Origin of the sequence: Phocaeicola plebeius, assembly GCF_003437535.1 — a bacterium.
Lineage (GTDB): Bacteria > Bacteroidota > Bacteroidia > Bacteroidales > Bacteroidaceae > Phocaeicola > Phocaeicola plebeius_A.
Map to the genome: position 1 here is coordinate 1 of NZ_QSQT01000015.1, position 23742 is coordinate 23742.

Here is a 23742-nt window from a genome sequence, read left to right on the forward strand (position 1 = left end):
GTCAGGAATTAATCTTCAAACTGACAACTATTTTCAGTACACTTCAAACGCTTTGACGTTTTACCTAAAACGCAAGTACGTTTTAAATGAAACGCTTCGACGTTCTGTTGCAAACGTCAAAGCGTTTTTTTATGTCCGATTTTCAAGCTTGTTTTTATGCCTGACGAAGCTGGCGATCCATGGCAGCAGCCGCACGGCGTCCGTCACCCATCGCCAAGATTACAGTGGCTCCTCCACGCACGATGTCACCACCGGCATAGATGGTCGGAATAGACGACTGCATGTCATCGTTGACAGCAATGGTTCCCTTGCGTCCTAATTCCAATCCCGGAATAGAATTCGGCACAATCGGGTTAGGCGATACACCTACACTGACAATGGCCATGTCAATGTCGAGAGTTACTGTAGCTCCCGGAATGGCAACCGGACTACGACGACCGGAAGCATCAGGTTCACCCAGTTCCATTTTCTGCAATACCACCTGTTTTACACGTCCCTTCTCATCGGCAATGTATTCTATCGGATTGTGCAGTGTCAGGAATTCCACACCTTCTTCCTTGGCATGTTTCACTTCTTCCAGACGAGCCGGCATTTCTGCTTCCGAACGACGGTAGATAATCATCGCTTTCTCTGCTCCCAGACGGCGTGCGGTACGTACAGAGTCCATTGCTGTATTTCCACCACCGATTACAGCCACTCGCTTACCGAATGTCACCGGAGTATCGGCATCTTCGCTGGCTGCATCCATCAGGTTCACACGTGTCAGGTACTCATTCGAAGACATGATGTTGATGGAGTTCTCGCCCGGAATGTTCATGAAGTTAGGCAGTCCGGCACCCGAAGCAACAAAGATTCCCTTGAAGCCTTCGCTTTCGAGGTCTTCCACACTGATGGTCTTACCTACGATGCAGTCCTTCACGAAAGTCACACCCATCTTAGACAAGTTTTCGATTTCCACATCCACAATCTTGTTCGGCAGACGGAATTCCGGAATACCGTATTTCAATACCCCACCAATTTCATGCAGTGCCTCGAACACAGTTACATCGTAACCCATCTTGGCCATATCGCCTGCAAACGATAATCCGGCAGGTCCTGAACCCACTACTGCAATCTTGATACCGTTCTTGGCTGCAATTTCGGGCACTGAAATCTGTCCGCTTTCGCGTTCATAGTCAGCCGCAAAACGTTCCAAGTAACCGATAGCCACCGCTTCGTGACCCATCTTCAGGTGAATACATCTCGATTCGCACTGCTTTTCCTGCGGGCAGACACGTCCGCACACAGCCGGAAGTGCACTGGTCTTTTTCAGCGTACGTGCAGCTTCCAGAAATTCTCCGCGTTCGATGTTCTTGACAAAGCCCGGAATATCAATACCTACCGGACAACCTTCCATACAAGAAGGATTGGCACAGTCCAGACAACGCTTGGCTTCTGTCAGCGCCTGCTCTTCGCTCAGCCCCAAGTTCACTTCTTCCTTGCGACTGTGTGAACGGTATTCCGAATCCAGCTCGTTCATCTTCACGCGCGGAATAGCCACACGTTCTTTCGGCTTCATGCTCTTGCGCAACGCTTCACGCCATTCAGCGTTTCGTCCGGAAGCAGCCTGTTCAGCTTCACAAGTTGCAGGTTTGGTATCCAGTTTATGAATTTCTTCACGCTCAATATCCTTGAAAGCCCCCATACGTTTCAGCATCTCGTCAAAGTCCACCTGATGACCGTCGAATTCCGGACCATCCACACATACGAACTTCGTCTTTCCGCCTACGGTGATACGGCAAGCACCACACATGCCCGTACCATCCACCATGATGGTGTTCAGCGACACATCAGTCGGAATATCATATTTCTTGGTCAGAAGGCAGACAAACTTCATCATGATGGCCGGACCAATGGCAAAACACTTGTCCACCTTTTCACGCTTGATGACTGCTTCTACTCCTTCCGTAACCAGACCTTTCTGTCCGTAAGAACCGTCGTCCGTCATGATAATCACTTCATCCGAGCTCTCACGCATTTCCTTTTCAAGAATAATCAGTTCCTTAGTACGTCCGGCCAGCACGGTAATGACCCGGTTTCCCGCAGCCTTCAATGCCTGCACGATAGGCAACATCGGGGCCACACCTACACCACCTCCGGCACAAACCACCGTCCCGAAGTTTTCAATATGAGTAGCCTTTCCCAGCGGACCTACCACGTCTGTAATGTAATCACCCACATTTAGTTCACACAGACGGGTAGACGAAAGTCCTACCTCCTGCACCACCAAAGTAATGGTTCCCTTCACCGGATCGGCTGCTGCAATAGTCAAAGGCATGCGTTCCCCCTTCTCGCCTACACGGACAATGACAAAATGTCCCGCCTTACGCGACTTTGCAATCAAAGGAGCCTCAATCACCAGTTTGAAGACCTTTTCGGAAAAATGTTCCTTCTGAAGAATCTTGTTCATAATTCTATCTGATAAGTTAATTATTTAGTTGTTTGTTTCATGAATAAATTGCTACAAAGTTATAAGAAATAATAACATAATCAAATAGATTCCTGCATTTCAATAAATTTTTGACAAGCATTAAATTATCATTCATACACAATCCCCCTTTTCAGAAACATCATTTAGTTGTATATACATCTTTTTCAGTTGAAACAAAATAAAACATCATAAAACTCTTTAATAATCAACATGTTGCACAATTGCACAAACAAGAAAAATCGGTATTTTTTACTATTTATTCCGTAAAAATGACTCTCGTACCAAATTAAAGACTATCTTTGTAAGGTTACAATATGACATAAAAGCCCATGAATGAACAACTGAATCACATCAGACAACTGATAAATGAAGGACATGTAGACACCGCTATATCTCGCCTGAATGATTGGTTGCAAACGGCTTCCTCGCCCACGGCGGAAGCATATTATCTTTTGGGAAATGCCTATCGGAAAAAAGGTGACTGGCAGGGAGCACTCAACAATTATCAGGAAGCGATTGCCCTAGACCCGGAAAGTCCGGCAGCCGATGCCCGAAAGATGGTGATGGATATACTTAACTTTTATAATAAAGATATGTTTAATCAATAAGAGATATATACTATGGCTAAGATGAAAGGTGTGGTTATCGTAAATACCGAACGCTGCAAGGGATGCAACTTATGTGTGGTAGCATGCCCGCTGCATGTGTTGTCACTCACCCCGAAAGTAAATCAAAAAGGATATAATTACGTACAACAGGTAGTGGAAGATACCTGTAACGGATGCTCTTCGTGCGCCATTGTGTGCCCGGACGGTTGTCTGACCGTGTACAGAGCGAAAAGTGAAGAATAAAAATGCCCAACAAGCAAAATCGAAAAATTATGGCAGAAGAAGTTGTTCTTATGAAAGGTAACGAGGCCATAGCCCATGCCGCCATCCGTATCGGCGTGGACGGTTACTTCGGTTACCCTATCACCCCCCAATCTGAAGTATTGGAAACGCTTGCCGAGCAGAAGCCGTGGGAAACTACCGGAATGGTAGTTCTTCAGGCTGAAAGTGAAGTGGCAGCAATTAATATGGTATACGGAGGCGCCGGCAGTGGAAAAATGGTCATGACTTCATCCTCCAGTCCGGGCGTCAGCTTGAAGCAGGAAGGTATCTCCTACATCGCAGGTGCGGAACTTCCTTGTCTGGTGGTCAACGTGATGCGAGGAGGTCCGGGTCTGGGTACTATCCAGCCCAGTCAGGCCGACTATTTCCAGACTACCAAAGGAGGCGGTCACGGCGACTACCACCTGATTGCACTGGCTCCGGCTTCCGTACAGGAAATGGCTGACTTTGTAGGGCTGGCTTTCGACCTGGCTTTCAAATACCGCAATCCGGCTATGATTCTGGCCGACGGTGTAATCGGTCAGATGATGGAAAAGGTAGTGCTTCCGGAATATCGCCCCAGACGTACAGAAGAAGAGATTCTGGCACAATGCCCTTGGGCTACAACCGGTTGCAAGGGACGTAAGCCCAATATCATCACCTCACTGGAACTGGATCCGGCCATCATGGAGCAGCGCAACTTGCACCTGCAGGCCAAGTATGCAGAAATAGAAGAGAAAGAAACACGCTACGAAGAACTGAATGCCGAAGATGCCGAATACCTGATTGTGGCTTTCGGTTCTTGCGCACGTATCGCACAGAAAGCCATGGAGCATGCACGCGAAGAAGGTATCAAGGTAGGTCTGTTCCGTCCGATTACATTATGGCCGTTCCCAAGCAAGGCCCTGAAAGAAAGAGCCAAACAGGTGAAAGGTATCCTGACCGTGGAACTGAACAGCGGACAGATGATTGAAGATGTCCGTCTGGCCGTAGAATGTAAGGTACCCGTAGAACATTTCGGACGTCTGGGAGGTATCGTGCCCGACCCGGATGAAGTAATCGAAGCCATCAAGGAAAAACTGATTCAGAAATAAGCTATGGATACCGATAGAATAAGAGCCGTCTTAAACGTACTGTTTATGATTGGAGCATTGATTTCCGTCATTCTCTACTTCACACTGGGTGAAGACAAGACCGTATTCTTTTATGTGTGCGGTGCCTCTCTTTTCCTGAAAATGATGGAATTCGTGTTTCGTTTCTTTCTACGATAAACTACAGGAGAATTAATTATGACAAAAGAAGATATAATCAAACCTGAAAATCTGGTTTATCAGAAGCCTCGCCTGCTGAACGATAACCCTATGCACTACTGCCCGGGATGCAGTCACGGAGTAGTTCACAAACTGATTGCCGAAGTCATCGACGAAATGGGCATGGCCGAGAAAGCTGTCGGAGTAAGTCCGGTAGGTTGTGCCGTGTTCATGTATAATTACCTAGATATAGACTGTCAGGAAGCCGCACACGGACGTGCACCTGCCCTGGCTACTGCCATCAAGCGCTTATGGCCCGACCGCCTGGTATTCACCTATCAGGGCGACGGTGACCTGGCCTGCATCGGTACAGCCGAAACCATCCACGCTCTGAACCGCGGAGAAAATATTACTATCATTTTCATCAACAATGCCATTTACGGTATGACCGGCGGACAGATGGCTCCAACCACACTGGTAGGCATGAAGACTTCTACCTGCCCGTACGGACGTGTTCCGGAAATCCATGGTTACCCGCTGAAGATGACCGAAATTGCCGCTACACTGGAAGGTACCGCTTACGTAACCCGCCAGTCAGTGCAGTCAGTGGCTGCCATCCGCAAGGCTAAGAAAGCCATCCGCAAGGCATTCGAATGTTCCATGCAGAAAAAAGGCTCCAGCCTGGTAGAAATCGTATCTACCTGCAACTCCGGATGGAAAATGACACCCGAAGCCGCCAACAAATGGATGGAAGAACACATGTTCCCCTTCTACCCATTGGGCGACCTGAAAGATACTACCGAAAATAAATAATTATTTGCACATTATATGAAAGAGGAAATTATCATAGCAGGATTTGGAGGTCAGGGAGTTCTTTCCATGGGAAAAATCCTGGCATATTCCGGCCTGATGGAAAACAAGGAGGTGACTTGGATGCCAGCCTACGGTCCGGAACAGCGCGGAGGTACAGCCAACGTCACTGTCATTGTGAGCGACGAGCGTATCTCATCCCCGATTCTCAGCAAGTATGACACAGCCATCATCCTGAACCAGCCTTCGCTTGCCAAGTTTGAAAGCAAGGTAAAACCGGGCGGTGTATTGATTTACGACGGATACGGCATCATCAACCCTCCTACCCGCAAGGACATCCATGTATATCGCATTGACGCCATGGATGAAGCCAACGAACGGAAAATGGCCAAGACCTTCAACATGATTGTATTGGGAGGTTTGCTGAAAATCCGCCCCATCGTATCAATCGAAAGTGTGGTGAAAGCCCTGCGCAAAACTTTGCCCGAGCGTCATCATCACCTGATTCCGATGAACGAAGAAGCCATACGCATCGGTATGGACATCATCAAGGAAGTCTGATTCCTTACCGGAAGCATACTTCTATCTTGCAGGCTGCCAGTGCATTTACAGAAAGGAATGCAGTTGGCAGCCTGCTTCTTTTTCCGGAGTTTCACTTCTGACACCTCCAATGCTACTTTTTGAAAGCCACAATCTCCCGTTTTCGCATTTTTATTGTATCTTTGCCCCATTATGAAGAAGCTATTTTTTACAACCCTATTCATACTGGTGTGTACGGCCCTTTCGGCACAAAACACCATCTCCCAATACGGACAAGGAATGTCGGCCACCGGAATGGACGGCAACAGATATGACCGAAACGGTAATCCGATAGATACAACCGCAGTGATTGATGCCAGCACCGTACCGGTGGGACTGAATGCCTGGAAAATCGACACACGCTTTGGAGAAATGACCCCCGTTCAGGTAGATACCCTGCAACATGGTTTCCAGAACTCCAATGATACAGGAGGGCCTACGGGACATTATACTTACTTAGGTAACTTGGGAGCACCGCGTATCTCACACGTGTTCTTTGAACGGAAAGAAAGCAGCCAGTTTTTCTTCACCGATCCGTACGATTTCACCGTACGAAAGCCCAGTGATGTGGTGTATACCAATACCAAATCACCTTTCACCAACCTGACCTACTTCAAGCAGGGAGACGGACGCTACGGAGAGGAACGCTTCAAGGCTTACTTTGCCGTGAATGTGAACAAGCGCTTAGGCTTCGGATTCGACATTGACTACACCTACGGACGAGGAAAATACGACAGCCAGTCGACGGCACTGTTCAACGGTAATCTCTTTGCCTACTATCACGGCGACCAATACGACATGCATTTCAGCTTTATTAATGAAAACCTGAAGGTGGCTGAAAACGGAGGTATCACGGACGACCGCTACATCACCAACCCGCTGGAGATGGCCGAAGGAAACCGGACCTACGAAACGTATTCTATCCCGACCAATCTGTCGAATATCTGGAACAACAATACCGGATACCATGCCTTTCTGACTCATCGGTATAACTTGGGATTCTATCGCGATGAAACGACTGAAAACGATACGATTACCAAAGAAGTATTCGTACCGGTAACCAGCTTCATTCATACCGTCAACGTAGACATCAACCGCAGAAAATACGTGTCTTATGACGTTGACCAGAATGAAGAATACTTTGAACATAACTACCTGGGAAAGGATTCACTGGACATCACCAAAAACTTCTCTATCAAGAACACCGTCGGCATTGCCCTGCGGGAAGGATTCAACAAATGGGCCAAAGCCGGACTGACCGTCTTTGCCAGCTTTGAACATCGTAACTTTACGCTGACAGATACCATTACCGGCACACCCGGACGACGCATTCCGACAACTCACAAGGAAAATGTATTGTCTATCGGAGGCCAGCTTATCAAATCACAGGGAAAGACACTGCACTACAATGTGTTGGGTGAAATAGCCATGATTGGAGAAGATGCCGGACAGTTCAGTGTAGAAGGACAAGGTGACTTGAACTTCCGCCTGTTCAACGACACCGTACGTCTGGAAGCCAATGCCTATATCAAGAACCTGAATCCTACGTTCTACTACCGTCACTTCCACTCCAAACATTACTGGTGGGACAATGACTTGAGTAAAATCATGCGTACACGCATTGAAGGAAAGCTGAGCATCGACCGCTGGCGGACACAGTTGAAGGCAGGAGTAGAAAATATCACCAACTATACGTACTTGGACAATGCTTCAGTGAAATATACCAACGCCAACGATGTAGTCAGCTACAAGAACGACATGGCCGTACGCCAGCATTCCGGAAACATCCAGGTGTTCAGTGCCAGCCTGCGTCAGGACTTCAAGTTGGGCATCCTTCACTTAGACAATGAAATCACCTACCAAAAGACCAGTAACGAAACCGTACTTCCCTTGCCGGAACTTGTGCTCTATCACGACCTATACATCCGGTTCGGACTGGCCAAAAAGGTGTTGAGCATTGAAATGGGAGCCGACATGCGGTACTTCACACAATATTACGCACCCGACTATGCTCCGGCTATCGGACAGTTCTACCTGCAAAATCCGGATACACGCTACAAACTTGGCGGATACCCTCTCATCAACGGATACATCAACCTGCACCTGAAACGTACGCGTATCTTCGTGCAGATGTATAACCTGCTGCAGCGCACAGGAGAAAAGAGCTACTTCCTGGCTCCGCACTATCCGCTCAACCCGCGTATCCTGAAAGTAGGACTCTCATGGAACTTCTTTGATTAATTCTCTGCCTATGAAGAGAAACCAAATTCTATACCTGGCAGGCGGATTGATTATTCTTGTCGCCATACTCCGGCTCTGTTCACACCATGAAGAAGAACCGAAGTTCACACCGCGCGACTATCCGGAAATCATCGAGTCAGGTATCCTCCGTGCAGTAACGGAATACAACACCATCAGCTATCATGTTGACAAGGATAGCCTGTCGGGTTTTGACTACGAACTGCTGAATGCCTTTGCACAAGCCAAGAACCTGAAACTGGAAGTCACTCCAGAAATGAGCTTTGAGGAACGGTTGAAAGGCCTCAACAAAGGGAAGTACGACCTGATTGCTACGGAAACGACCGTGACTACCCGCTCCAAAGACTCTCTTCTCTTCAGTCACACTTTGCTGCTCAGCAAACAGGTACTGGTACAGCGCAAACCGGAAGAAGGGAAAGACAGTCTGTACATACACAACCAGCTGGAATTAGGACATAAAACCCTGCACGTGGTCAAAGGCTCTCCTGCCCTGCTGCGTCTTCACAACCTCATCAGCGAGATAGCCGACACCATCTACATTCAGGAAATAGAACAATACGGTCCTGAACAACTCATGGCCATGGTTTCCGGAGGAGATATTGACTATGCCGTGTGCGACGAGAACATTGCCAAGGCAAACATGCACCTATATCCCAACCTGGATATTGATACAGATATCAGTTTCACCCAATTCTACGCATGGGGAGTAGCCAAACATTCTCCCATTCTGCTCGACAGCCTGAACCAATGGCTCGACGAGTACATGAAAAGCGAAGACTATCAGAAATTATATAAAAAATACTTTCACTAAAACCACTCATCTATGATCAAACTGGATAAAGTAAACTGGGGATTCATCGGATGCGGTGAAGTCACCGAAAAGAAAAGCGGACCCGCTTTTAACATGATAGAAGGCTCACGGGTGGTTGCCGTCATGAGCCGCGACGAAGAAAAAGCCAAATCCTACGCCATACGCCATCAGATACCCCGATGGTACACCGACGCACAAGAGTTAATTGGAGACGAAGATGTGAATGCCATTTACATCGCTACTCCTCCTTCTTCGCATGCCACATTTGCCATCATGGCAATGAAGGCCGGCAAACCGGTGTACATCGAGAAGCCGATGGCTGCCAGCTATGAAGACTGCGCACGAATCAACCGTATCTCGAAAGAGACCGGAGTGCCTTGCTTCGTAGCCTATTACCGCCGCTACCTGCCCTACTTCCAAAAAGTCCGCCAGTTGGTGGAGGAAGGTGAAATCGGTAACGTTATCAACGTGCAGATTCGTTTTGCACAGCCCCCGCGTGCACTCGACTACAACACCAAGAATTTGCCGTGGCGTGTGCAACCCGATATTGCAGGTGGAGGTTATTTCTACGACCTTGCCCCCCATCAGCTTGATTTATTGCAGGATATGTTCGGATGTATTCTCGAAGCAGAAGGCTACAAATCCAACCGTGGCGGGCTGTATGAAGCTGAAGATACAATCAGTGCCTGCTTCAAGTTTGACTCCGGTCTGCCGGGCTCAGGTTCCTGGTGCTTTGTAGCCCACGACTCCGCCAAGGAAGACCGTATTGAAATTATCGGAGACAAAGGCATGATCTGCTTCTCCGTCTTCACCTACGACCCGATAGCCTTGCATACAGAACGCGGACGTGAAGAAATCCTGCCTCCTAACCCTCCTCATGTACAGCTCCCTTTGATTAAAGCGGTAGTAGAGCATCTGCAAGGAAAGGCAGTCTGCACCTGCGACGGAGTCAGTGCCACTCCTACCAACTGGGTAATGGACCGCATTCTGAACAAACTTTAACCAATACATTATTATTTGGGGTGAAACCACTCTCCTTGTTGACCATACTGTCTATACTCCTTCTCTATCCGACTCACACCATGGCTCAGATAGAGAAGAAAGACAGCATGTCAATCAATGAACCGGCTCCTGTGGCTTCTCCCCGACTGTCATTAAGCAGTCTGACCGACGGCATTGTCCGTTCCATCAAATTCACCGGAGAAGAAATCAAAAAAGCCGGTGCCAAACTGAATACCATAGATACCACCTACATTTCTCCCAACAAATACAACCTGGCCTTTATGCTGGAGCAAAGTTCCTGGTATGAGCATTACCGATTAGGAAGCAACGACGGACAAAGTCTGAACTTTGCCCCGAACATCAACACCAAGCTGGGAGTTTATTTTGGCTGGAGATGGATTTTCCTGGGACTTTCTTTCGACATCAAGGACCTTATTGGTAAAGGCAAGGAAAAAGCTCCCCGAAAAGAAATTGTGTTCAACTTATACAGTGCCAAATTTGGCGTAGACTTGTATTACCGGAAAACGGGCAGCGACTTCAAACTGTCTTCCTATGAAAAGTTTAACCTGAGCCAAAGCTATACGAACACACAATTCAACGGTTTTCAAAGCAACATCAAAGGACTGAATGCCTACTGGATTTTCAACCACAAGCGATTTTCCTATCCTGCAGCCTATAGCCAGTCGACCAACCAGCGGAAAAGCTGCGGTTCCCTGCTGGCCGGATTCTCCTATTCCCAGCATAACATTTCCTTCGACCATACACAATTGCCAGAAGAAATGCAACAGCAGCTCAGCCCCTCCCTGAAATTTCACAGCCTGCGCTACACCGACTACAACCTCAGCGTGGGCTACGGCTATAACTGGGTGTTTGCCAGAAACTGTCTGCTGAACATCTCTCTTCTTCCGGCCATAGCCTATAAAAAGGCACGTATCAACGACCAGCCCACCCAAAGCGGAACTGACTGGGCACAATGGATAAGAGACATCAATTTCGACCTGATTACGCGTGCAGGCATCACTTGGAACAACAGCAAATACTATGTCGGAGCCTCTCTAGTACTTCACACATACGACTACCGGAAACCCACTTTCTCTATGACCAATTCTTTCGGAAGCCTGCGCATCTACATGGGATTCAATTTCTGGAAGAAGAAAGAATACCGTGAAAAAAAGGAATAAAAAGGGAGCCGCCCCAGTGAATAAAAGCAACTCCCATATTAAATAAAACAAACACAATGAACTTCTAGAAGTGAACGCCCAGCGTAAGCAATAACTGATGACGTTCGTTGGTTACTTTTGTAGCTTGCAGTGCTACATCATCAAACATATAAAAGTCAGATTTGTAGAAATCATATTTATAAGCTACATCAGCATAAAAAAGCCGTCCTCTATATCCTAAGCCAAAGGTTACAGCCTGACGAGATTTCGGATTCATATAGGAAGCCACCGTACGCGTATTGTCAGTCGCTTCAATGTTTCTAAATGCATCTTCCACAATAGGAGAAGACTGATAGTTATATCCTACCCGAAGACTGAATGCATCTGTCAACTTTGTTTCCATACCGGCACGGAAAGTATGTACCCCCTTTAAAGTCTCGCTGATAGAAGATGTTGCATTTAATTCATACCCTTCTCTATCTTTCAACTTAGCAGATGAATACTTCTCATATTCATATTCTGCATCTAAGGCCATAATTCCACCCACAATCGTTCCAGCACTTATATTAAAACGCCACGGAATAACCATACTGTAATCCCATACATAATTCATATCAGGATAAAAATAGTCTGATAAATTTTCTGAATAAGAAACAGGATTCTTTCCATCCAATGCAATATTAGAAGTCATGGCAGCAGTATAACGATCAGTTAATGTATACCATATCGGAGTATGAATGGCCAAGCCAAACCGGAACGGTGAATATTCAAACGGACGAATAATCGTTCCCAGTTTCAGATCAACTCCTGTACCTTCCGCTTTATACCAGTTATTCAGTGTAAAATCACCTTTGTCATGATAAGTCACACTTCCATCCTGCATATTTCTATTCATTGTTTCACCATACGATGAATACAAATTATAGTTCAAATCATACAAGCCCAATGTCAAGCCAAAGTAGAAACGGTCACGTATATTAAATGACAAGTTAAAATCATACTGATTAATACCTCCTTCTTCCCGGCTATAATACTCACCTGTTTCTCCATTCCAGCCAAAGATTTGAGTAATGTTTCCATCTTTATCCCAATTTGCATCCACCAAACCGGTACGAGCTCCCATCATGGCTAAATAAGGAGTACTATAAAAATCAGAATGTGTATACGGATTACGGTTGTCTACATCAGAGCCTGCATCAAGCAATCCATTAAAACCATTGGCAGTCGTATATCCTGCATTTCCTATCATATTAGCCATCTGATATGTCATGGAGGCTCCATTTAAAGCTCCTTTAGCATAAAACTGACGGTTAAAATTAGCACGCTTGTGGTAATTAAATCCGAAATTCAGATAACGTAAATCCGTCTTATTCCCAATTTTGGTGCTCCACACAAATCCTATCTGGTCAAACGAAGCACGGGTGCGATTCTCTTTTGTTGTATTCCCTGCAAAATCTGCATTGGTACGTGTATTATTAAATCCAAAACTTACTGCCACATCATGACTGCGATACATTCCGATTCCCGCAGGGTTCGTTGACATCGTTGACAAATCAGCTCCTAAAGAACTCATAGCACCACCCATACCCACAAAACGAGCAGTTCCATTCAACTCATTTCCCATAAACTGGAGAGCTTCGTATTGACTCTGTGCTACAGCTGCTGAAGCACAAGCAGCCGTAACAGCTAATGCGATTATTCTGGTCTTCATATTATCCAAAAGTTATAAGTACATCTTCATTTTTCTTATCGTCTACGTGAGCTGCCACCTCCGCCTCCAGAGCGCATTCCGCCGCCCATAGAGCCACGGGTACTGCTTCCACCAGAAGAGAAACTACCACTGCGACTAGACGAACCGAAATCAGAACGTACACTACGATTTACTCGACTGTTATTATCATTGTAGTTATAATTCACGCTGCGACGTGTACTGCTCGGACGTGTATAAGAAGAGGAACCAGAACGATTAATAGTCGTACTTGGACGTGTATATAATCCGGTATTGCGTTCAGAACGAGTTACGCTACCTGTAGAGATTCCTTCACGTCTGACAGATGATCCTCCTCCAACTCCGGGACGTACTGAAGAACTGACCGAACGAACTTCATTAGGACGAACCACTCTTCCGGCTGAACGGGTAGAGAAAGCATCCCCTGAGCGACGGGAGCTGATTGTTCCTGATTGAACCATGTTCTGCCGACGGGAAGTCGTATAATTCTGATAACGTGACGGGCGATAGTCTGTATATCCACGATGCCATCCTCCTCCCCATCCATACGACGGATAGTACGGGTGATGATGATGCCATCCCGGGCCCCAGTAACCGGCCCAGTAGCCTCCCCAGTAACCACCATACCAGTATGGAGAATACCAGCTGCTGTAATACCATGGAGAAGACCATCCCCAGCCAAAGCTGAATCTTGGTCCGGCAATGCTCCAGTTCCATCTCCAGTCCCACCACAGCGGATTGCTGTAAGTCGGGAATACGTAAGCATAAAGTCCGTCATCGTATACGTTCCAGTCCCATGACGGGAAAGCTCCATACACTACGTCCCAGTACAGCGGACTGCTTACCGGAATGGCATAGCGCGGACTACGGAAACGGACAATACGCATGGCATATTCGTAGTCATCCTGCGTACCTTCAAATCCGTTCACCCACTCTCCCCGTTCGCTATACGGTTTTTCCTGAATGTAAAGCGTATCGTTCTGCATAGAGAACGTGTTCTCACGCGATGTGTACCGACGGTTGTATTCGTCTACATCACGCGTATTTCCAGCCACATCCTTCACTACTACCGGCGTGGAAGTAGCCGATGTGGAATACACCGTTGTCCCCTGACTATTCTGCTTCGGGGCCGCTACGGTCTCCTTCTTCGTTTCCGCTTTTTTCTTGGGAACGAAGTAAAGGTCGTCGTTACTCTGGGCTGCCAAAACGAATGGCAAGCCAGCCAACATCAACGAAGCAAATACTTTCACCTTCATCATAATTATATCATTTAACGGTTCTACCTTTTTATGCTGATACAAAATTAGGAAGATATTTTTCCCTATCAAGCAGGAAATCCCTATTTCGAGGTAGGGATTTCCCTAAACTTCTCCCAGCATCTGTATGCTTCATTTCCTTTTTTCCGCCCAGTACACACCACACAGAATACAGACAGCACCTACTGCCGAACATAAGGTCAGTCCTTCTCCCAAAATCAGCATGGAAGCTCCCAAAGTGACCAGCGGACTCAGATAAATATAATTGGAAGTATGCAGCACCCCTATTTTCTTTAGTGCCACGTTCCAGGCCACAAAGCAAACCAACGAAGCTATCAGAGCCAGAAACAACAGGTTCGACCACACTTCAGGACGGCACAAGATGGCCGTATTCTGCCGGAAAGGAAATACGGCAAATAACGGCAGAATGGTAAGTACCCCATAAAAGAACACTTTCCGGGTGATAAACGACACCGGATAACGTCCGGACAAGCGACGAATGACCAAACTATAGCAAGCCCACGAGAAGGCAGCACATAACGTCAGCAAATCGCCTGCAGGAGAGACTTTCAAACCCTCCTTCCCACCGAACACAATCAGCCCCACCCCACAAAGGGCCAGCATAGAGCCCATCAGTAACCGTCGGGTCAAACGGTCTTCTTTATAAAATGCCGCCGAGAGAAAGGCCGTAAGCAACGGGGCCGTACACAGCAGAAACGCCACGTTCGAAGCCTGCGTCAGTCCCAAAGCCGTATTCTCCGTATAAAAATAAAGCGAGCCGCCAAAGAAACCGGCCAAAGCCAACAAGCCTTCTTCCTTCCAACTGTTTGCCAGTAGCCGACGGGGAGCAATCAGCCAGATACCCGCATAAGCAACCAGAAAACGGTAGAAGAAAATCTCATGCGGATGCAGCCCCTGCTGAATCAGTACCTTGGTCGAGATGTAGGTCAGTCCCCACACCACGACCACGGCAATGGCCATCACGTGATAATATCCTTGTTTCACCGACCCATTTATTTAGTACCCAAAAACGGAACCACCACAAACTCTGCTTCCGGATATTCCCGTTTCAACAGGTCGCGCATGTATTCCTCCGTATCGCGACGGATAATCTCATCATCTTCTTCCGGGAAGAGGTTGTAGGCCAGCGTGTGCAGACGGATGCTCCGACGCGTCATCGCTTCCAGGCTCAGCAAGGTGTGGTTGATACTTCCCAGGCGACCAGAAGTGACGAACACCAGCGGATACTGCTTCTGTGCCACATAGTCGATAGTCAGCAGTTCACGAGTCAACGGCACCATCAGTCCTCCGGCTCCTTCCAGCAACACCGCATCATAGCGTTCGCTCAGTGTCTGAGTGGCACGTTCAATCTTGTCGAAATCAATCGGACGCTTGTCTATCTCCGCTGCCAGGTGCGGAGAACAGGGATAAGAAAAAATCTCCGGCATGGTCAATCGTTCCTTATCTTCCGGCAACAAGTCGGTACCCATAATCCGGCGGTGCAGCTCGATATCTTCCGACATGTCCGTATTCCCCGTCTGAATCAGTTTCTCCGTAATGGTACGGATACCCCGTTCATTCCAGGTCTTAGCCAGGTAAGCCGTAGCATAACTCTTTCCGATATTGGTATCGATACCGCTGACAAAATATACATTCTTTTTCATACTCGTAACCTTTTTATTTTCTACATATCATATAAATAGGATGGAAGGTCAGGTACACCTTTCCCCGTTCATCCGAAAATTGTCTCGTATAATTCCGGCAGAACTCCTGCAACCTGCCGCGTGTCCATGGCTGTGCAGCCGTACCCGTCACTCCGGTCTCCTTCAAATGCTTCAACACGTCCAAGGGGGAAGAAAATGACAGACGTAACTGTTCCTCGTGAGCATATACTACCTCATAGCGTGCTGCCAGTATCTCTTTCAGTTCCTCCAGCGACGGATACGACAATCCCGCCGCGGTCAGTGTCGCCACTTCCTCCGTATTGTGAGGACCGAAGGTACTGAAAGCCAGGTATCCCCCTTCGTGCAGCAACTTCCGGCATCCTGAAAAGAAACGTGGCAAATCTTCAAACCACTGCACCGCCGAGCACGATACAATCAGGTCCTGCCCCTCCGGAAAAGCTAATGTCTCCGCATCCTTCGCCATGAAATGCACCTTTTCACCCAACACATCCGCCAGATAAGGTTCCACTTCCGGACAAAGATCGTTCAGCCACATTTCTTCCGGTACAGCCTGCTGCAAGTACATCCGCGTGAACATGCCCGTGCCGCAGCCTATTTCCAGCACCCGTTCCTGTATATCCGAAGGAATGTAACGACCGGTCAGTTCCGCCATCCGGGATGCCACGTAACGCTGCACGTCGGCCTTATCCAGGTAAGTCCCCACGGCCTTGGCAAAGCGCCGACTAATCAGGGCCTTGTCCATAAGCGACTTTCTCCGTTCAGCAACTCACGGAACAACTCCTCGTCATAGTGTTCCGCATCCACTTCTTCCACGGCCACTCCCTGCCAGGCTTCGCGCTGGTTCTGAGGCGGGAATATCTTGTCGTTCATCCCGACAACCGCCTTGTCCCAAGTCCACTCCACAGCCGGACGATTCTTTACGGCCGTCCACAAAGCCGCCAGCTCCTGGTGCAAATCGTCTACCTCCCGATAAGGATGATGCGATAGGAATGTCTTCACCTGTGCGGCCGACCCGCAAATCCGCCGACGGAAACGAATTAGCACCGGTTCCGAAAAGTTCTCCAGCGTTCCCTGAAAGATAGCTTCAGGAATACCTTCTGTATCGTGAATAGGGAAAGGCGTACCGTTCACTGCCAGCCTCATCCCATAAGGATATTCTTTTCCGGCCAATGTCTGGCAGGCTACCCATACCCCCATGGACCAGGCCATGACCCGTATCTCCTTGTACCCCCCCAGCAGACTGTAGTCAAAATCCAAATCCTTATAGTCGAAACACAACAGGCAGTCACATCCCTCCTGCACCGGTCCGGCAAACAGATTTTCGTCCGAGCCCCATCCGGCAAAGAAGAGCAGCAATGTAGAATTTCCTTCCTTCTTGATAAACCGTTGTTTCATATCTTAATTTCTTTCTGTTTTCATGCTTTCATTTCATGACACAACCGTGCCATTTCCTCTTCTTCAATCAGCGAAGTCAGCGAGAAACGCAACCGCGCCGTTCCCTCGGGTACAGTAGGCGGACGCACCGGCAACACATAAAAGCCATGTTCCTGCATCTGCAAGGCCTTCCAGATGGCCTTCTCGTTGGCTCCCACTACCAGAGGTATAATGTGACTTTCCGACGGACATTCCACCCCACTCTCACGGATAGCCGTCCGCAGGCTTGCTGAGATTTTGGCCAAATGCTCCCGCCGTGCCTGCATATCTTCCAGGTGCGACAAGACAAAGCGCGTCCATGCCACATTGATAGGCGGCAAGGCCGTAGTGAAAATCAACGTGCGCATCCGGTTCACCAGGTAATCACGTATCACCTTCCGGCACACCACATACGCTCCCACGGAAGCCATCGCCTTGCCGAAGGTACCGCACAAAAAATCGATGTCCTTCAGGCAACCTTGTTCCTCGGCTACCCCCAGTCCTCGCTGGCCCCGTACGGCAATGCCGTGCGCCTCATCCACATACAGCATCACGTTGGCATAACGGCGCTTCAGTTCCACCAGCCGGTCGAGCGAAGCTACGTCACCGTCCATACTGAACACGCTTTCAGTCACTACAATAATCCGGTGATACTCGCCGTGATGCTTGGCCAGCAGATTCTCCAACTGCGCATAGTCCTGATGACGGTAACGGATGCACTTGGCCGCCGACAAGCGGATGCCGTCAATCAGACTCGCATGCACTAATTTGTCGGCTAAAATCAGTGTGTTCGCATCGGTCACCGCCGGAAGAATCCCCGTATTCATGTGATACCCGCTGCTGAACACCAGTGCACTCTCCGCTCCAAACAACGAAGCTAACAGCGATTCCAGTTCCCGATAGGCCGGGAAGTTGCCCGTCAGCAACCGTGAGGACGAGGAAGAAAAGCACAAATCCCTCTCCTTCACCGTCCGCAGAAATTCCTCACGCAACGCCTTGTCCGAAGCCAGTCCCAGATAATCGTTCGACGACAGATTCAACATCCTCCGTCCACCGGCCTCAATCCATTTCCCCTCACTACAGGTTTCCGGCAACACACGCAGGTTGCCACACGCCTCCAGCTTATCCAGTTCCAGCTGAAAATCTCCGTCCAGTCCGGGTTGTATTTCATTTTCCATGATTTACCTCCTTTGTTTTTATTCCGGCATTTCGCCGACAATCTTGCACAAACCGCTCGTCAGTTTCGTCAGTTCTTCCGGACGAATGATGAAAGGCGGCATGATATAGGCCAGCCGTCCGAACGGACGTACCCAGATACCTTCTTCCACAAACCGACGCTGCATCCAGCCCATGTCAACCGGCTTCTTGGTTTCAATAACTCCAATGGCACCCTGTACCCTGACATCGGCCACCTGCGGCAACGAAGCCGCCGGTGCCAGTTCTTCTTTCAACTGTGCTTCGATGCGGCGCACCTTCTCCTGCCAGCCTGACGACAACAACAGACGCACAGAAGCCAGTGCCACGGCACAAGCCAGCGGGTTGCCCATAAACGTAGGACCGTGCATGAACGCACGCGGCTCCTTGGAAGAAATACAGTCGGCCACCTTTGCCGAAGCCAGCACCGCCGAGAAGGTCATATACCCTCCTGTCAGTGCCTTACCGATACACATGATATCCGGTTCCACCTGCGCATGTTCCCATGCAAACAATTTCCCCGTACGTCCGAAGCCTGTGGCAATCTCGTCAAAAATCAGGAGCATACCATGCTCCCGGCAGAGGCGTGCCGCCTCCCGCAAATACTGCGGATGATAGAAACGCATGCCTCCGGCCCCCTGCACTATCGGCTCTAAAATCAGTCCCGCCAGCTCACCGTGATGCTGCATGATGACTTCACGTAAGGGTTCGATGTCCTTCTCATCCCATTCGGCATCGAAACGGCACTGCGGAGAAGGTACAAAATAGCGCACCGGAAGGGCCGAACCAAACAGGCTGTGCATGCCCGTCACCGGGTCGCATACCGACATGGCATTCCACGTGTCGCCGTGATAGCCCGAACGGATGGTCACAAAATTGTTCTTCTCCGGATGACCTGCCGCAAACTGATATTGCACCGCCATCTTCAAAGCCACTTCTACAGCTACTGACCCACTGTCGGCATAAAAAATATATTCCATGCTGGGAGGCACGATTTTCAGCAATTCCTTTCCCAATTCGATAGCCGGTTCGTGCGTCAGTCCCCCGAACATCACGTGCGACATCCGGTGAAGCTGTTCCTCCACCGCCCGGTTCAGCACCGGATGATTGTATCCATGCACGGCACACCACCACGACGACATGCCGTCAATCAGTTCCGTACCATCGGCCAGCGTCAAGGTACAACCCTGTGCCCGTTCCACCTTGTAAGTGGGCAACGGGTTTGAAGTTGAAGTATACGGATGCCACAAATGCGACCGGTCAAATTCGTCAAACAATTTCTCACAATTCATATCCTGCCTCCTTTATACGTTCTTTGTCTTTTGTTACTTTTGAGCCAAGGGTGGTCAGCAAATCCCCCACAATGGCCGAATTGATTCCCACATACAGCGCACGGTCCACCGTCTCCTCGCTCAGCTGTGAGCGCCCTCCGGCAAAGCGAAGGAAAGCCGTCGGATTCACCATGCGGAACATGGCCACCGTACGCAGCACCTCTTCCGCCGTCAGCGGCTTTGCGTGTTCCAGCGGCGTACCCTTGATGGGCTGCAACAGGTTCAACGGGATGGACTGTACCTCCAGTTCCCGCAAGGTCAGTGCCAGTTCCACCCGCTGGGCCGGCGTTTCTCCCATACCGATGATGCCTCCGCTGCATACGTCCATACCCGCCCGGCGAGCTGCCTGGAGCGTTTCTATCTTCTGTGCCTGCGTATGCGTGGAACACAAGGTCGGGAAGAACGAAGGCGCCGTTTCCAGGTTGCAATGATAACGGCTCACCCCGGCACGATACAAGGCCGCAAGCTGTTCTTCCGTAGCCAGTCCTAACGACGCACACAATTCAATCTTACTTTGCGCCCGAAGATATGCAAAGTGCGTGCAAAGTTTCTCTACCTCTCCCGCCGAAGGCCGACGACCACTGGTCACCAGCGAGAAACGAGCCACACCCTGGTCTTCGTTCATCTTTGCCTGGCGCAGACATTCCTCTTCGCTCACCAGTCCGTACTCCTCCACCCCCGTGTGATGATGCACCGACTGGGCACACCATTTGCAGTTTTCAGGGCAACGACCCGACTTGGCGTTAATGATGGAACACATATCAAACTTCCGTGAAGCGTATGCCACCGTAATGCGGTGAGCCACCTCACACAGCTCCTCAAAAGGCGCTTCCTCGAGCAGCCACAAAGCCTCTTCCGAAGTAAGCATGCCCCCTTCCTTTATCTTCTCTTCTAATTTCTGTAATCTTTCCATACGTATTTATCCTAAAAAAGAAGGGATGTATCCGCTTCGGTTAAGTCTGTCAGACTTGACCTGAAGCGGAGACATCCCTTCCGGTTATTGTTATCTTATTTATTTCATCTAAAAGCAGTGCAGGCACTTCTTCCCTTTGCGGCACCAGCAGACGCCACAATTCTGTCCGGTCTGTCTCGAATAGACTTCCTCCAAGCCCCGGTCCTCCACTTCCAAAGAGTGCATCTTCCCCTGAAAGGTCAGTCCATGACATGCCTTCTGTTTTCTTTCCCTCGCACACTGCCGTTTTCTGCTTGCCCAATGAAGCATCTGCAATTCCCCGTCCCACCTGTCCAATGGTGACATGGCGGTGCAGACTTACAAACGCAGCATATTCCTTCCGGCTCCAGCGACGGAACCGAAGCATGACCTTTTGCGAACAGGGAGTGATACGATGCATCTGTTTTTTCTTTGTTTAAATGTACGGCTGCAAATGTATAGAAAAATCTACAGAAAATGCAAGGATTGGGGAGAATACGTTTTTTTGGTCTACAAATTCGCTTTTATCTTCTTTTCTATCTCCGTGTCCGTTGTCTTTTCCGCATAGCCTTGGAACTTTGCAATTATCGTGCGGTCTTTACCTATCAAGTAAAACTGCGGAACTCCGCTACCAGCCTGATAATCATTTATAAGTTTAGCTATTGTTTCCTTATCGGCAGTCAGAAAACTGTATTCTATTCCCTGATTTTTCACATAGGCTTCGCAAGACGACTTCGACCTTCCCCACGTTTCTACAGCCAGCACCTCAAGCTCGTTCACTGCATATTCTTTTTTCAACCTATTCAAGAAAGGTATCGAAATCTTACATGGTCCGCAGCCTATCCCTGTGAACTGCAACAAGATGACCTTCGACTTTATACCGCTTAAAGAAACCTTCTGACCCTTCATATCAGTAAGCGTCCAGTCTGGAGCTTTTTTACCCGTCATATCCACAGTTGGTTTTGAAGATCGCTGCCTTTTTTTTACAATCTCAAAACCTTCTGGATAATAATTTGTCGCTACAATACACTCTTTATCAACCGGGTTATAGATAAAGTCAGAACAAGAAGCTTCATTCATGTTACCCTCCATTTCCCTCCGATAACGATATGGCATGTCATCTTTTTTGGAGATCCAGATTTTGTAGACAGACGTCGGATCATATACATACGGATTCTGCGGCATATAACGAGCTTTACCAAAAAACTCCACCTGAACAGGCATGTGAATGGTCAGTTCCATCAAATAATCATCACCCAAATCTTTCAAGGAAAGCTCTATAGAGTCCTGGGTAGTAATTGCGTATTTAAGAATTGACTGAGTATAGTAAAAGAATTCAGGCATAACCATACGGAAAGGAAGCGGGCTTTTAGTTGTAAAATCATCTTCCCGAATCCATTTTTCCCCCTCCTCTTCATAAACATAAGAGGACACTTTTCCATCATATACACCACGAAAGGCATTGTCCTGAAACTCTACAAAAGATGAACCTATAGCCGTATCTTGTGGGTTAATATGTTCATAAACTTCGGATGTTATTGTATAAACAGGATCTTTTTCCCCTGGCAACCAAGCTTGTCTAACGACCTTATAACTCACTGATTCAACCTTGTTCATTTTCTGTAATACGTCAGACAAATATTCTTTATCGGTACGCGGGCCACAACTAACAGATATCAATATACAAAATGCGGCCATAAGTAGATTTTGAGTTTTCATCTTTTTCCTATTTTATTTAATTAATTCTTTCATTTTCTCTTTCAGGATATGTTTACGATACCCCATCCAGCTATGTATCACCTTACGTTCCGGTGAAATCAGCACATAATGAGGAACTCCCTTTACACCATAAACCGCTGCAAGTCCGTCATTCACCTCACGAAGTTCATTCCATTGATGGCCGGTCAGTTTCCTTTCTGCCACAAACTTCTTCCATCTGTTTTTCGCGGCTCCACAAATGCTAACCAGTTCCAGTTTTCCCTTATACATACGACTCACTTCTTCCATTTCAGGCAGTGCCTCCATGCAAGGCTGGCAACCGAGGTTCCAGAAATCAAGCAGAATGTATTTACCCTCAAACTCAGAGAGATGATGTGTATTTCCCTCCGTATCATACAGCGTGCCGTCTACCATGTGGTCGCCCGCCTTTACCGATTCTACCATCTTAAAATAAGCTGCAATTTCACGTCCTACCAGCGACTTGCGGTCAGCTTCAGACAGACGTGCATACAACGGATAAACCAATTCTTTATGGGAATATTGAGAATCGGTGTTCCAATTGAGGAAAGACAATTGATCACAATACTTTTCCAGCCAGACTTTTGTGACCGGAGCCGTTTTCATGTATTCCAGTTCCCGCAACCGAACTTTGTCTTGCAGAGGATATATATGATTCCGACGGATAGAATCAATCTTGTTTCGGATAGAAACATCATTTATGCCCTTGTCAAACATTTCATATACTATCATCTCTTGCTTAAAGGCTTCCACCATTTCCGGCATTCCCAGCTTGGTAAATTCAGCCTCCGTCTGCTGCTCCGGTACCTCACTTTCTACCGTCCAGAACGGACAGAGCATACCTTCACCCTGAATCCGGATTCTTGCTCCGGAAACTACCCATAGAGAAAGCGGCCACACTGAAAATGTCTTCTTATAGATTACTAATAGCAACAGCTGCCGAGATTCCTTTGAAGTAATGGTATCCCTTAACACAAACCTGCCACCTGTAACCGTATCAGATAGCATAGCGGCCGCATACTGTCTGTTTTCAAACTGAAAGAGGGAAACAATTGAACTGTCGGGCAGATTCTTCACAAATCCTTCTATCAGGAATTCACCTTCCGAAACCTTCTGTCCGGAATGGCAACTCCCCATCATCAATCCCAATAACAGAGAGGAAAATAATATTGCTGTGAATTTCATGGTATCATATTTCTAAAAAATGAGTCCGCTCTAAAATACAGGATTACATTCCAACTTCTCTCAGAAGCATT

Annotated in this window: 23 protein-coding genes; 10 read left to right on the forward strand and 13 right to left on the reverse strand. The window is 48.1% G+C overall.

Annotated features, from left to right (window positions below):
- Positions 1–154 precede the first annotated feature (154 nt).
- On the reverse strand, positions 155–2449 hold the full coding sequence (locus tag DXD04_RS08905) for a bifunctional dihydroorotate dehydrogenase B NAD binding subunit/NADPH-dependent glutamate synthase (protein ID WP_117672720.1): 2295 nt from the start codon (positions 2447–2449) through the stop codon (positions 155–157).
- A gap of 350 nt (positions 2450–2799) precedes the next feature.
- Here DXD04_RS08905 and DXD04_RS08910 point away from each other — a divergent pair, with 350 nt between their 5' ends.
- The 10 genes from DXD04_RS08910 (at position 2800) to DXD04_RS08950 (ending at position 11231) form a co-directional block, all read left to right on the forward strand.
- Positions 2800–3078 carry a tetratricopeptide repeat protein gene (locus DXD04_RS08910; RefSeq protein WP_022052453.1) on the forward strand — a complete coding sequence of 93 codons (279 nt, stop codon included), beginning with the start codon at positions 2800–2802 and terminating at the stop codon, positions 3076–3078.
- A 12-nt stretch (positions 3079–3090) separates the two neighbouring features.
- Entirely contained in the window at positions 3091–3321 is a 231-nt protein-coding gene (locus tag DXD04_RS08915) for a 4Fe-4S binding protein (protein WP_007561869.1), read from the forward strand.
- A 29-nt stretch (positions 3322–3350) separates the two neighbouring features.
- Complete coding sequence (locus DXD04_RS08920; protein WP_117672722.1) at positions 3351–4433, forward strand: 3-methyl-2-oxobutanoate dehydrogenase subunit VorB; 1083 nt, start codon at positions 3351–3353, stop codon at positions 4431–4433.
- A gap of 45 nt (positions 4434–4478) precedes the next feature.
- Complete coding sequence (locus DXD04_RS16905; protein ID WP_258361454.1) at positions 4479–4610, forward strand: hypothetical protein; 132 nt, start codon at positions 4479–4481, stop codon at positions 4608–4610.
- Between the two features lie 18 nt (positions 4611–4628).
- The gene (locus DXD04_RS08925; protein ID WP_117672724.1) at positions 4629–5402 is read left to right on the forward strand and encodes a thiamine pyrophosphate-dependent enzyme; all 774 of its coding nucleotides are present in this window, start codon (positions 4629–4631) and stop codon (positions 5400–5402) included.
- A 15-nt stretch (positions 5403–5417) separates the two neighbouring features.
- Positions 5418–5960 carry a 2-oxoacid:acceptor oxidoreductase family protein gene (locus tag DXD04_RS08930; protein ID WP_022052450.1) on the forward strand — a complete coding sequence of 181 codons (543 nt, stop codon included), beginning with the start codon at positions 5418–5420 and terminating at the stop codon, positions 5958–5960.
- A gap of 171 nt (positions 5961–6131) precedes the next feature.
- A complete protein-coding gene (locus tag DXD04_RS08935) occupies positions 6132–8219 on the forward strand; it encodes a putative porin (RefSeq protein WP_117672726.1) in 2088 nt (695 codons plus the stop codon).
- Positions 8220–8229: 10 nt separating this feature from the next.
- Positions 8230–9048: a transporter substrate-binding domain-containing protein gene (locus DXD04_RS08940; RefSeq protein ID WP_117672728.1), complete on the forward strand. Its 819-nt coding sequence runs from the start codon at positions 8230–8232 to the stop codon at positions 9046–9048.
- Positions 9049–9060: 12 nt separating this feature from the next.
- A complete protein-coding gene (locus DXD04_RS08945; protein WP_117672730.1) occupies positions 9061–10050 on the forward strand; it encodes a Gfo/Idh/MocA family protein in 990 nt (329 codons plus the stop codon).
- 80 nt (positions 10051–10130) lie between these two features.
- Positions 10131–11231, forward strand: a complete 1101-nt coding sequence (locus tag DXD04_RS08950; protein WP_373104269.1) for a DUF4421 domain-containing protein — start codon at positions 10131–10133, stop codon at positions 11229–11231.
- A gap of 64 nt (positions 11232–11295) precedes the next feature.
- On the opposite strand, the gene DXD04_RS08955 is transcribed toward DXD04_RS08950, so the two are convergent.
- From DXD04_RS08955 to DXD04_RS09010, 12 genes are all read right to left on the reverse strand, one after another.
- Positions 11296–12921 carry an OmpP1/FadL family transporter gene (locus DXD04_RS08955; RefSeq protein WP_117672732.1) on the reverse strand — a complete coding sequence of 542 codons (1626 nt, stop codon included), beginning with the start codon at positions 12919–12921 and terminating at the stop codon, positions 11296–11298.
- 35 nt (positions 12922–12956) lie between these two features.
- Entirely contained in the window at positions 12957–14195 is a 1239-nt protein-coding gene (locus tag DXD04_RS08960) for a hypothetical protein (protein ID WP_117672851.1), read from the reverse strand.
- A gap of 132 nt (positions 14196–14327) precedes the next feature.
- Complete coding sequence (locus tag DXD04_RS08965; RefSeq protein WP_117672853.1) at positions 14328–15176, reverse strand: DMT family transporter; 849 nt, start codon at positions 15174–15176, stop codon at positions 14328–14330.
- Positions 15177–15208: 32 nt separating this feature from the next.
- Entirely contained in the window at positions 15209–15859 is a 651-nt protein-coding gene (gene bioD, locus DXD04_RS08970; RefSeq protein ID WP_117672734.1) for a dethiobiotin synthase, read from the reverse strand.
- 13 nt (positions 15860–15872) lie between these two features.
- Entirely contained in the window at positions 15873–16622 is a 750-nt protein-coding gene (bioC, locus tag DXD04_RS08975; protein ID WP_117672736.1) for a malonyl-ACP O-methyltransferase BioC, read from the reverse strand.
- Positions 16607–17275, reverse strand: a complete 669-nt coding sequence (locus tag DXD04_RS08980) for a DUF452 family protein (RefSeq protein WP_117672738.1) — start codon at positions 17273–17275, stop codon at positions 16607–16609. Before DXD04_RS08980 ends, bioC begins: the two co-directional genes overlap by 16 nt.
- Positions 17276–17295: 20 nt before the next feature.
- Positions 17296–18471, reverse strand: coding sequence for an 8-amino-7-oxononanoate synthase (locus tag DXD04_RS08985; protein ID WP_117672740.1), 1176 nt, complete (start codon positions 18469–18471; stop codon positions 17296–17298).
- 18 nt (positions 18472–18489) lie between these two features.
- Entirely contained in the window at positions 18490–19779 is a 1290-nt protein-coding gene (bioA, locus tag DXD04_RS08990; RefSeq protein ID WP_117672742.1) for an adenosylmethionine--8-amino-7-oxononanoate transaminase, read from the reverse strand.
- Positions 19769–20731: a biotin synthase BioB gene (gene bioB / locus DXD04_RS08995; RefSeq protein WP_117672744.1), complete on the reverse strand. Its 963-nt coding sequence runs from the start codon at positions 20729–20731 to the stop codon at positions 19769–19771. The genes bioA and bioB overlap by 11 nt, the downstream gene beginning before the upstream one ends.
- 49 nt (positions 20732–20780) lie before the next feature.
- Complete coding sequence (locus tag DXD04_RS09000) at positions 20781–21170, reverse strand: hypothetical protein (protein ID WP_117672746.1); 390 nt, start codon at positions 21168–21170, stop codon at positions 20781–20783.
- An 89-nt stretch (positions 21171–21259) separates the two neighbouring features.
- Positions 21260–22468, reverse strand: coding sequence for a TlpA family protein disulfide reductase (locus DXD04_RS09005; RefSeq protein WP_117672748.1), 1209 nt, complete (start codon positions 22466–22468; stop codon positions 21260–21262).
- Positions 22469–22480: 12 nt separating this feature from the next.
- Positions 22481–23671, reverse strand: a complete 1191-nt coding sequence (locus DXD04_RS09010; RefSeq protein ID WP_117672750.1) for a TlpA family protein disulfide reductase — start codon at positions 23669–23671, stop codon at positions 22481–22483.
- Between the last annotated feature and the right edge of the window lie 71 nt (positions 23672–23742).